The sequence below is a fragment of the Lewinella sp. LCG006 genome (assembly GCF_040784935.1).
Taxonomy (GTDB): Bacteria; Bacteroidota; Bacteroidia; order Chitinophagales; family Saprospiraceae; genus Lewinella.
Genome location: NZ_CP160680.1, coordinates 1,124,369 through 1,135,804, shown reverse-complemented (window position 1 = coordinate 1,135,804; position 11,436 = coordinate 1,124,369). Strand labels below are relative to the sequence as shown.

Sequence of the window (11,436 nt, the reverse complement as noted above, 5' to 3'; positions counted from 1 at the left end):
ATGAAAAAATCGCTACTTCTTTCCCTTATCGTCATGTTGGTTTTAGGTGCTTGCCAGTCTCCGGCGACTCCGCCAGCCGTGTCGAATACGGAACCCATGCCTGCCCATGAACGGCTATCAGCATTAGCACAGCGGATGGTGGAGGATTACCTACCTCAACTGCCTCTGGATTCCCTCCAGATTCCACGCACTGTGGAGCATGGTAAAATGCAAGGTACCGCTTCCAAGAGCTGGACCAGTGGGTTCTTTCCGGGGGTGCTCTGGCAATTGTATGATGTGGGGAGGCAGGATGAACTCAAAGAAGCTGCCCTGAACTGGCAAGCGTTTGTAGAAAAAGAAAAGTTAGACAGCACTACCCATGATTTGGGCTTTAAGCTCTACTGTAGCTTTGGCCAAGCCTGGCGCATCACGGGCGAGGAGCGTTTTAAGCAGATCTTCCTTACGGCGGCCCAAACGCTATGTACACGCTATAATCCTACCGTTGGAGCACTCCGTTCCTGGGATCACCACGAAGACTTATGGCCTTTTCCGGTTATTATTGACAACATGATGAACCTGGAGATGCTCTACGAAGCGACCCGCCTGACGGGGGATTCCAGTTTTTATAACATTGCTACCCAGCATGCTGAAACGACGCTCAAAAACCATTTCCGAGACGATAATAGCTCTTATCATGTCGTCTCTTATGATCCCCTTACGGGGGAAGTGCTGAAGAAAAATACCCACCAGGGCTACCGCCACGAATCGGCCTGGAGCCGTGGCCAAGCCTGGGGGCTTTACGGCTATACCGTAGCTTACCGTTATACCAAGCAACCCGAATTTTTGGCGCAAGCACAAAAGATCGCCAACTTCATCTTTACCCATCCTCGCTTGCCGGATGACCTGATTCCTTATTGGGATTTTGATGCGCCGAACATTCCTGATGAGCCCAGAGATGTTTCCGCGGCTGCGGTAGCTGCTTCCGGACTTTTTGAGCTGAGTACCTATGATCAGGAAAATGCAGCGCGCTACCTCGATTGGGCCAACCACATCCTGGCCAGTTTGGAAAAAGAGGAATACCAGTGCTACACGGCCCCTTTCTTTTTGCAACACAGTGTAGGCAGTATCCCCGGAGAATTTGAGATGGACGCTCCCATTATTTACGCTGAATACTATTACCTGGAAGCACTGCGCCGGAGCCAGGGTCAGGCGAAAGAACAATTGAACAATGAAAAATAAGCTACTCCTCTTTCTGGGCTTGGTTGGCCTTTTCTATATCCTGTCCAGCAGTAATATTGGTGCCTTTCTGCAACCTCTGCAGGAGCGAATCACGGAAAACATCAATGAGGACTGGCATTATCTGGCAGACAATACCCAGGATATTGCACAGCTAAAAAGCAAGACCGATTGGCAGACGATCAACTTACCACACACCTGGAACCAGTGGGATGCGCTCGACCTGGAACCCGGCTATCGACGCGATGCCAGTTGGTACCAAAAAGAAATATTCTTGAGCAATTACGAGCAGGCGGAATACCTGCTTTATTTTGAAGGATCCAATATCAGTACCCAGGTTTACGTCAACGGAGAGTTGGCAGGTACCCATGTAGGAGGTTACGTCGGGTTCCGCATCAATATCACGCCTCAGGTGCGCCGGGGGCAGAAGAACACCATCAGCATAAGGGTAGACAATAGTTATAATCCCAATATCATCCCCACGCAGAAAGCTGATTTTTTCATCTATGGGGGAATTACGCGAGATCTTTGGTTGGAAATAGTGCCCAAGGTAAGGTTGCAAGATGTTTACATTAGCACACCGGAAGTGAGTCGGGAGCAAGCAACTACCACACTGGCAATCACCTTACCTCCCGGTATCGAACTGACAAAGGACTACGAGGTGAAGTCCAGCATTATCAGTGGCGAAAACCAAACGGTGGTCGCTGAAAAAAACTTTGCGGCCGCAGCTGTCAACCAACAGCAAGCATTGGTCATGCCAACGATAAAAACGCCTGAGTTGTGGTCACCCGATCATCCTCATCTTTACCAAGTGAAGGTACAACTGCTGAAAAATGGCCAGGTCTGCGATGAAAAAACAGCGACCATCGGCTATCGTTGGTACCACTTTGAACAGCATGGTGCTTTTTATTTGAATGGAGAACGCCTTCTCTTACGCGGTACGCACCGCCACGAAGAACACGCGGGCTACGGGGCCGCAATGCCCAATGAGCAACACCGCAAAGACATCGCTCAGATCAAAGAGATGGGCGCTAACTTCATCCGTCTCGGGCATTATCCCCAAGACCCCGAAGTCTACAGGGCTTGTAATGAACTTGGGTTGATTGTCTGGGACGAACTCCCCTGGTGCCGCGGCGGCATGGGCGAAGAGGAATGGCAAGCCAATACCGAACGCTTGCTGCTGGAGCAAATTCACCAGCATTACAACCACCCCAGCATTTGCTTTTGGGCTCTGGGGAATGAAATTTATTGGTTACCCGATTTCGAAAACGGTGATGATGAACAGCGACTCAATGCTTACGTCACCAAACTCAATAAGCTCGCTCACGAGGCCGATCCTTACCGATTGACGGCCTTGCGCAAATACTACGCAGGTGCTGATTTGGTTGATGTTTTCTCGCCCTCTATTTGGTCGGGATGGTACGCTGGGGTATATACCAACTACAAAAATACCCTGACCCAAAATCAAGAAGAATACGCCCAGTTTCTCCATATGGAGTACGGCGGTTCCAGCCATGTGGGGCGTCACACAGAGAACCCCATTACGGGTGAAGGCGCACTGAGTGATGATGATTGGGCCGAGGTCGCCAACCAGGTCAATATCGAAAACGTGGCCAAAAAGGGCGACTGGACGGAAAACTACATCGTAGACCTCTTCGATTATTACCTCAGTGTAACCGAAACCCAGCCCAATTTTGCCGGGAATGCCCAGTGGGCTTTCAAAGATTTCGGGACACCATTGCGACCTAAAAATGCCATTCCTTACCTCAACCAAAAAGGCTTGGTAGATCGTGATGGCCAGCCCAAGGATGCTTACTACGTCTACAAAAGTTATTGGTCGAAAACACCCTTTGTTTACATCGAATCGCATACCTGGACTTACCGTCGTGGCCCCGAAGGCAAAGCGCGGAATATCTCGGTTTACAGCAATTGTGCAGTCGTAGAATTGATCCACAATGGTAAAAAATTAGGGCGTAAAAACCGCGTACTCGGCGAACTTCCTGCTGGGGGGCTCAACTGGGAGGTGGATTTCACAGCGGGCGAAAATACCCTCATTGCCGTCGGTGAAGCCACCGATGGAAGCACCTATGCAGACACCTTGAAGATTACCTATGATTTCCAACAAGCAGCAACGGCCGACAATATCCACTTGAGTGCTAAAATGCTCGCCAACGGGAATTTTTTGGTAGAAGCTGAAGTACAAGATAAAAATGGGCTGCGAGTGCTTGATTACGAGGAAGAAATTTACTTCACCTGCGATGGTGCCGGGACTTTACTTCGCCATTATGGCACACCCACTCGCAGCCAAGTGATCCAAATGGCCAACGGGCGGGCAGCCATTGAGCTCACACCGGAGCCGTCGGGCAAAGCCATTATTGAGGCAAGAAACCAGGATTTCAAAGGGAGCTATCTGGTCATCGATTTTGCGAAAGAAAGTTCCACCAAAATGAAGAACAATGAAACAGAATAGACTACTTCTCTGGTTATTGATCACCGTCCAGTTTTCCTGTGCTGCGCCAGCGTCGGAGGAAGGAAACCAAGCAACGGAACCTGTTGCCGCTACCAAAAAAACACAGGCCTTGCTCCTGACCCAGGACTTCCCCTTCGATCCTACTGATAAAGACAAGGTAACTGGCGATTATGTAGCCCAATCCCGGATTGTTGTTCCTGCTAATCTGGCGACCCAGAGCAAGTGGATCATGTTTGAAGGACCCGTATTGGAGAACGATCTCATCGCCTACCGCTACTATGCCGACAGCCGCCATCGCTTCGATATTTACGGTAAAACCGTCACTGATCTTGTGATGGACACCGTAAGTTGGCAATACCACGATATCATGAATTGGGGCTCGGATGTGCTCAAGGTGGGGAATTCCCTCGGCCTGGGCAGTCCGGCCATTTGGTACCAGGACTCCTTGTACACGCTCTCCGAATGCGCCGAGAAAACCATCGAGGTGATCGAGAACGGGGAGGAACGTTCGCTCATCCGAACCACTTTCAAGGGATTAAAAATAGGGGAGAAAGCCCTCGATCTCGTTCAAGACTGGAGCCTGGGTGCCGGAGAGTCTTGGTCAGAAATACACCTTTATCTGAAAAGCGGGACTTTGCCTGAAGGAATGTCTTTTGCTACTGGTTTTGTTAAGCATCTACCTGAGTTGACCATAGGGAGTACGGATGAATATGCTTACCTGATGAACTGGGGAGAACAGTCGTTTCATCACGAAAATATGGGTATGGCTGTTTTGGCCGAAAAGACTTATCAGCCCGTTTCCATTGACGATGAACTGAGCCATGTTTTTATTTTTGAAAAAGCACCAAAAGAAGTCCGTTATCGCTTTCTAGCTGCCTGGGAGCGCGACAATAACGGGGTGAAATATGCCCAGGATTTTCGCCAGTTGGTGGAACAATCTGGAAAAAGTAAAAAGTAATGCATAGAGAATACAAGGTCTTTGGTGTACTGTTTATTGTGGTCTTTTGGTGCTTGTCGAGCTGCGCAACGAATAAGGAAAAGGTAGCCTTTGCCTACAACGAAAAAGGCATTGTTGCTCAGGCTGATGCGTACCTGCTCGAACATCCCGTCACCATCACTGCTTTCCCCGCCGAGCGAAGTGCAGGTGGGCCGCATGACTATTTTTCGGAAGGGTCCTACTGGTGGCCTGATCCCGAAAACCCGGATGGGCCATACATTCGCAAAGATGGTCAGCGTAATCCCGACAACTTTGATGCTCACAAGAAGGCTTTCCGAAAAATGGTGGATAGGGTCACCACCCTGACGGCCGCTTATGAGATCACTGGCGAAGTAAAATACGCCCAGCAAGTTATTCGGCATTTACAGGCCTGGTTTATCGACCCTGCTACACTGATGAACCCCAACCTGCTGTACGGGCAAGCTATCCACGGTATCAATACCGGGAGGGGCATCGGTATCATTGATACCATTAAACTGATTGATGTAGCCTTGAGTATCCGGCTTCTGGCGGCGGCCGGGTTGTTGGAAGGAGCGCAGTACACTACAATTCAGCAATGGTTCAGCGACTATGGGGATTGGCTTACGACTCACCCTTACGGGGTGGATGAGCGTGATAACAACAACAACCACAGCACTTGGTGGGGGGCACAAGTAGCCGCTTTTGGGCTGGTCACCCAACGGGAAGACTTGCTCGCGATCAGTAGGGAACAATTTAAAAAACAGCTCAATATTCAGCTAGCTGCCGATGGAAGCTTCCCGGATGAGTTGGCCCGGACCAAGCCGTTTGGTTATACCAATTATAACCTGGAGGGCTGGACGACTTTCTGTCTGCTGGCTTCTACGCCGGAAGAAAATCTCTGGACCTACCAAAGCAAAAATGGCAGCCTGGAAAAAGCGGTAGCTTTTGTCCTCCCTTACCTGGAAGCACCAGCAACCTGGCCTTATTTTACTGCTCTGGAAGCGGAGCTTTCTGTGCAACGAAGGGACTACCTGGTTTTTGCAACCTGGTGCTCTAAGGACAAAAAATACCTGGACTTTTGGCAGCAGCTGCCTCCGGGAAAAGACGATTATCACGCCAACCTGGTGTTGTGGAAAAATAGCATGGTCAATGAAAAATAGTTATCTCATCGTATGGCTCAGTGTATTGTCTTTGACAACCTGTAATCAACCGGCTGTATCCGAGAATGATGGTACGATACAGGTACCTGCCCTGGAAATCGAGTTCAACAAAGCACAAATTATCGCTACAGCGGACAGCTACCTTACTCAGGAGCCCGTGCCCATCACCAGTGCTACCTGCGTGCGCAGTGCTGGCGGGATACACGATTTTTATTCCGAAGGCGATTACTGGTGGCCCAACCCCGAAGACCCGGAAGGCCCTTATATTCGCCGTGATGGAAAGACCAATCCGGAAAATTTCACGGCTCACCGGCAAGCCATGCGCAACCTCAACTGCTGGGTAGCGGCCCTGGTGGCGGCCTACGAAATTACGGGCGACGAAAAATACGCCGCTCATGCGCTTCGCCACCTGAAAGCGTTCTTCCTTGATCCAGCCACCTTGATGAACCCCAACCTGCTGTACGCGCAGGCGATCAAAGGCAAGGTCAGCGGGCGCGGCATCGGTATTATTGATACCATCCACCTCATTGAGGTCACTAAAGCCATTGAAATTCTCGCCCGGCGCGGCTATCTGAAAGGAGAGTCATTGGCGGGCCTCAAAGAATGGTTTGCCGCCTACGCCACCTGGATGAACACCCATCCCTATGGCCTCGACGAGAAAGACCACGGCAACAATCACAGCACCTGGTGGGCCGCCCAATTGGCCGCTTTCGCTCGACTGACGGGGCAGGAAGACTTGCGCGAGGTAGCCCAGCAACAGTTCAAAAAACTCCTAGCGGCGCAAATGGCACCAGACGGTAGTTTCCCAGAAGAAATGGAAAGAACCAAGCCTTATAATTACTCCCTGTTCAACCTGGAGGGCTACGCGGTACTCTGTGAATTGGCTTCTACGCCTACGGAAAATTTGTGGATGTATGAAGGACCAAACGGCAGTATCCGGAAAGCCTGGGATTTTATGCTTCCTTACGTAAAAGACAAATCAACGTGGATCAAACCTCCCGATGTGCAGCATTTTGATGAATTGCCCATCCAAACAACAGGTTTGTTATTAACCGCCATCGCTTACGATGATCCCCAAATGCTGTCGATCTGGCAACAGCTGGACCCTACGCGAACGTCGGAAGAGGTCAATCGCAATTATCCTATCCGGGAACCGACGCTTTGGGTGGTAACACAATAAATGCTTGATAACCAAAAGAACTGCGGAAGGAAACATTAATAGCCACTAAAACTCCAACCTGCCTGCCAGCAAGCTGGCCTTGCAGGCAGGAGCACTAAAACCCACAAAAAAAAGTACTAGGCTCATCTTAGTTTCCGAACTATCCCGACCTTCTTGGTCGGGACCGCTGGTCTCCTGACCAGCTCGCAGAACACTTGAAGACTTGGCTATAAAAGAAACTATGTTACTCCGCGCGCGGCTAATTGTTTAAAAAAGGGAACACTACGCTTAAAAACAAACGTGATGATAAAACAATACCTCCTCCTTACTTTACTTTGCGTCTTTAGCCTGTTGCTCCGTGCGCAAGTGAATTGTTCGGCTACCGCCTCATCAGGAAGTGGCTATCCGGCCTTCTTCGCAGCAGGTTTTGATATTGAAAATCCGGATTGTGAACATACCACTTTTGGCCCTCACATTACGCAGGTTTTTGATACAGAATTGGAACGCAACGTCTTCGTTTTCCATAGCCACATTGTGGAAGACAACGACCGCTGCCAGGTCTTTGATCGGGTACGGATGGAGGTAAAAGGTGGCCCTAACACGAGTGAAGCATTACAGCATAGCTTGGGAGATACCTCTTATTACCGTTGGAAATTCCGGGTTGATGAAGACTTTGTGGGGGCTTCTTCTTTCTGCCATATTTTTCAAAACAAAATCTTCGGTGGAGCAGATAGCGGTTTTCCGGTGATAACCCTTACGCTCCGTGCGGCGAAGCTGGAAGCCCGGCACAGTGGCGGTGACACCGGAGATGATTTGGGCGTGCTGGCCGAAGCCGATCTCGACCGCTTTCGCGGAAAATGGGTGGAAGGCTACCTGCGTCAGGTTCACCGCGAAGACGGTGCTATCTACTTGACAATTAAAGACATGAATACGGGTCTCACCCTGCTTTCTTACGAAAATAACAACATTGACTTGTGGCGGGATGGCGCAGAATACAGTCGCCCCAAATGGGGGATGTATCGCCTGAAAGGCAGCAGCCTGCAAGATGAAGAAATACGCTTTGCCGACTTTTGCGTGTCGGAAGAAGGGGAGGACCAGTGCCCGGAAGAGGCTGTGTTGGTTCCCGATATGGTTGCGCCTACGGCTCCGGCAAACTTGGTAGCTTCCAATGTGACGATTTCGAGTGTAGACCTCAATTGGTCGGCAGCTACGGATGAATATGGGGTGACGGCTTACGATGTGTTGCAGGACGGAATAGTGGTTCAAACGGTGACGGGATTAGCTACCACAGTCAATGACCTTTTGCCCTCAACGACTTACACTTTCGCCATCCAGGCACGCGACGAGGCGGGCAATATTTCTGATCCCAGCAATGATGCGACAATTACTACTGATTCGGCTACCGCCTTGCCCGATGCTGCGAGTAACCCTAGCCCTGCTGACGGCGCTACCAATGTGAGCAACGTAGCCAATCTAAGCTGGATGAGCGGTGGAAATACCGATGATTTTGAAGTTTATTTCGGTACCAGCGAAAATCCTCCTTTGGTCAGTACCCAGAATACGACGACTTATCTGCCTGATTTAGGAGCCAATACAACCTATTTTTGGAAATTAATAGCTCGTAACGAGAACGGTGCCACCGAGGGCCCACGCTGGTCATTTACCACTGGCGAACTCAATGATGATCTTCCCTGGGAGGTGTACCGTGCCGATGCGCGGCCAGAAATCGAAACCAACTTCTTTGCCCTCAATGCCGCGCCTGCGGAGCCACCCGTCGACGAAATAATTGACGATCCCAACGGGGCGGATAATCGCTATTTTGGCTTTCGTAGTAATACGAGTGAAAACTTTCGCTGGCGTTATGCCCTGGAGAGTACGGATACGGCTTATACCATAGTGGCTCGCTTCAAAGCCGTAAGCCCGGATGTAAACGGCATCTGCTACTTTGATATCCGCATCGGCGGCTGGCGCCAAAAAGTTAGGATCAACCAGACGACGATAAAACTGGAAAAGTCATCGCCTGTAGCCGAAGAGGAGGTGCCTTTCAACTGGAACGATGAGCTCCACCTGATGCGCATGATTGTCAACGGTAACCTGACTACTATCTACGTGGATGAAAATCCGGTTCCGCTCGTTAGTGCATTAAGTAACGAAGAAAGCACCAGCAGCTTCTTCGAATGGGGCAAGTCTGGAGGCGAAGATTATGGTGCTTATGTGGATTGGCTGGCGGTAGACAAGACAGGTGTTTACGCTCCCGGAGAGGGGACACCCTTACCGGAGGATTTGTTTCTGAGCAGCGATGCGACTTTGGCGACCTTAATGGTGAACGGCGAACAAGTAACTGACTTTGCACCTTATCAGCTGGACTACACGGTAGATCTAACAAGCACGGAAGTGCCGATCCTCAATTATACTACTACCTCGGCCTTGGCGACAACCATGGAAATGAGTCCTGCCACTGTTCCCAATACCCAAGCTACGGTGACGGTAACTGCCCAGGATGGCTGGACGGTAAAGACCTATACCATCAATTATACGGGAGTCACTGCGGTAGAATCGCCTACTAGAGACTTGCAAGTGCAGGTGTTCCCCAATCCGGTACGGGAACAATTGCAGATCATACTTTCAGAAGTAGAGACGGCTACGGGCACTATTTTCAACTTGAATGGTCAAGTGATGAAAGATGATTTACTTTTACGAAATGGCACCTTGGTCGATGTTTCAACTTGGCCGAAAGGAGTGTATATCTTAAAGGTGTTTACATCAGAAAATGCCTCTTCGGAGATCAAGTTTGTTTTAGAATAACAGCAAGACATGAAAAATAAAGTAGCCGTCATCACGGGCGGAAATGGCACCTTAGGCAGTGCTTTCGCGAAAGGTTTGGCGGAAGCCGGAGCCACCGTTTTTATTTTGGGACGGAATGCGGAGAAGTCTGCTGCGAGGGTTGCCGAGTTTAAGGAATTGGGTTTAAGCATTCAGGCGATTACCTGTGATGTATTGGATGAAGATTCCGTGAATAAGGCCGCAGCGGAAGTTATCGCTAAAGCTGGGCAGGTCGATATTTTGGTAAACGGAGCCGGAGGCAATCGCGCAGGAGCAACCATCATGCCCGAGCAGTCGATCTTCGATATGCCGATTGAGGAGTTCCGCAAGGTCAATGATCTCAATTTGGCGGGTACGGTACTTCCTTCCGTTGTTTTTGCCAAGCTGATGGCTGAGCGCGGGCAGGGGTGTATCGTCAACATTTCTTCCATGGCGGCGCAGTTGCCGCTTACCAGGGTGGTAGGTTATTCGGCTTCCAAAGCGGCAGTCGACAATTTTACGCGCTGGCTGGCGGTAGAGTTGGCAGTGAAGTACGGTGGTGGCATTCGCGTTAACGCTATTGCGCCCGGCTTCTTTATCGCCGATCAAAATCGCAGTTTACTGCTAAAAGAAGACAACACTCTCACGGATCGTGGCAATACCATCATCAGCCAGACGCCCATGCGGCGTTTTGGTGAACCCGATGACTTGATCAGTACCTTGCTTTGGTTGTGCGATGATCGTTCGGCTTTCGTTACCGGAATTGTTGTGCCAGTTGATGGAGGATTCAGTGCTTTTAGTGGGGTGTAAGCGTTGTGTGCAATGAGGTATGATCGCTAGTCAAGTATTGTTACTATGAGATGTACCAAATGATGATTAATTTGTTTGTATAATAGAATATAATGAGAGTTGATAAAAGATATTTTGTACCATTTGGGTTATTGATTTCATCAATATTCTATGCTACTGATTTGTATGCTTGCATCTGTACCAGGCCAACATTTGAGGAAGAAATAAGATATAGTGATGAGATATTTATAGGTGATATTTCAAGAGTAGAGAGATATGAATTAGGGAGAATTAAAGATCGGTATGGTAGCGAAGAAGTTTTTTGGGGATGGAGATACTATTTCGATGTTAAGAAAAAATGGAAGGGTAATGATCAATCAGAGTTTATTATAGAAAATACTGGTTCAGGTTGTAGCCTCTCTTTTGATATTTATCCACAGAATATTCTAGTCTACGGTATTAGGACATCTGAAATAGAAATGTATTCAAAGGACAGTACTTCAATAGAGAATGGAATAGAAGTTTTACATACATCTATATGCTCAAGAACAACTCACAAAGGTAATGAGTCGAGAAATTGGTATGAGAAGGATTTGGGTAAATTAAATAGAATGTTCTCGGATAAAATAAAACTAAACGCAATTGGAGAGAATAAAGAAAAACTCTATTTACACTATGTTGGAAAAAGAAAAAGCATTCGATTGATAATTTTCTTCATTGTGCTATTGGTTTTACTTAATATTTTTCAATTCATTAGAGCAATTCGCTGAAAATGTAGCTAAAATAATGAGTCCATAGTAAAAGAAATTGGAGGAAAAAATTTGTCACATACTATATATGTTCACTCTTGTGATAGGATTCGTGAAAATAGATAGAATTAATG

Annotated in this window: 8 protein-coding genes; all 8 read left to right on the top strand. The window is 48.7% G+C overall.

Going from position 1 to position 11,436, the window contains the following annotated elements; genetic code table 11:
* The 8 genes from AB0L18_RS03930 (at position 1) to AB0L18_RS03895 (ending at position 11,323) form a co-directional block, all read left to right on the top strand.
* Positions 1 to 1,218 carry a glycoside hydrolase family 88 protein gene (locus AB0L18_RS03930; RefSeq protein ID WP_367391277.1) on the top strand — a complete coding sequence of 406 codons (1,218 nt, stop codon included), beginning with the start codon at positions 1 to 3 and terminating at the stop codon, positions 1,216 to 1,218.
* The gene (locus AB0L18_RS03925; protein WP_367391276.1) at positions 1,208 to 3,685 is read left to right on the top strand and encodes a glycoside hydrolase family 2 TIM barrel-domain containing protein; all 2,478 of its coding nucleotides are present in this window, start codon (positions 1,208 to 1,210) and stop codon (positions 3,683 to 3,685) included. The genes AB0L18_RS03930 and AB0L18_RS03925 overlap by 11 nt, the downstream gene beginning before the upstream one ends.
* A complete protein-coding gene (locus tag AB0L18_RS03920) occupies positions 3,672 to 4,643 on the top strand; it encodes a DUF4861 family protein (RefSeq protein WP_367391275.1) in 972 nt (323 codons plus the stop codon). Before AB0L18_RS03925 ends, AB0L18_RS03920 begins: the two co-directional genes overlap by 14 nt.
* Complete coding sequence (locus AB0L18_RS03915; RefSeq protein ID WP_367391274.1) at positions 4,643 to 5,803, top strand: alginate lyase family protein; 1,161 nt, start codon at positions 4,643 to 4,645, stop codon at positions 5,801 to 5,803. Before AB0L18_RS03920 ends, AB0L18_RS03915 begins: the two co-directional genes overlap by 1 nt.
* On the top strand, positions 5,793 to 6,983 hold the full coding sequence (locus AB0L18_RS03910) for an alginate lyase family protein (RefSeq protein ID WP_367391273.1): 1,191 nt from the start codon (positions 5,793 to 5,795) through the stop codon (positions 6,981 to 6,983). Before AB0L18_RS03915 ends, AB0L18_RS03910 begins: the two co-directional genes overlap by 11 nt.
* 282 nt (positions 6,984 to 7,265) lie before the next feature.
* Complete coding sequence (locus tag AB0L18_RS03905) at positions 7,266 to 9,767, top strand: T9SS type A sorting domain-containing protein (protein ID WP_367391272.1); 2,502 nt, start codon at positions 7,266 to 7,268, stop codon at positions 9,765 to 9,767.
* A 9-nt stretch (positions 9,768 to 9,776) separates the two neighbouring features.
* Positions 9,777 to 10,574 (top strand): SDR family oxidoreductase, encoded by a 798-nt coding sequence (locus AB0L18_RS03900; RefSeq protein WP_367391271.1) that lies wholly within the window; start codon positions 9,777 to 9,779, stop codon positions 10,572 to 10,574.
* Between the two features lie 92 nt (positions 10,575 to 10,666).
* Positions 10,667 to 11,323 carry a hypothetical protein gene (locus AB0L18_RS03895; RefSeq protein WP_367391270.1) on the top strand — a complete coding sequence of 219 codons (657 nt, stop codon included), beginning with the start codon at positions 10,667 to 10,669 and terminating at the stop codon, positions 11,321 to 11,323.
* The last annotated feature ends 113 nt before the right edge of the window (positions 11,324 to 11,436 follow it).

Excerpts from the sequence above, each read along its gene's own strand:
- AB0L18_RS03930 (WP_367391277.1), top strand. The coding sequence starts at position 1 with ATGAAAAAATCGCTACTTCTTTCCCTTATCGTCATGTTGGTTTTAGGT.
- AB0L18_RS03925 (WP_367391276.1), top strand. The coding sequence starts at position 1,208 with ATGAAAAATAAGCTACTCCTCTTTCTGGGCTTGGTTGGCCTTTTCTAT.
- AB0L18_RS03920 (WP_367391275.1), top strand. The coding sequence starts at position 3,672 with ATGAAACAGAATAGACTACTTCTCTGGTTATTGATCACCGTCCAGTTT.
- AB0L18_RS03915 (WP_367391274.1), top strand. The coding sequence starts at position 4,643 with ATGCATAGAGAATACAAGGTCTTTGGTGTACTGTTTATTGTGGTCTTT.
- AB0L18_RS03910 (WP_367391273.1), top strand. The coding sequence starts at position 5,793 with ATGAAAAATAGTTATCTCATCGTATGGCTCAGTGTATTGTCTTTGACA.
- AB0L18_RS03905 (WP_367391272.1), top strand. The coding sequence starts at position 7,266 with ATGATAAAACAATACCTCCTCCTTACTTTACTTTGCGTCTTTAGCCTG.
- AB0L18_RS03900 (WP_367391271.1), top strand. The coding sequence starts at position 9,777 with ATGAAAAATAAAGTAGCCGTCATCACGGGCGGAAATGGCACCTTAGGC.
- AB0L18_RS03895 (WP_367391270.1), top strand. The coding sequence starts at position 10,667 with ATGAGAGTTGATAAAAGATATTTTGTACCATTTGGGTTATTGATTTCA.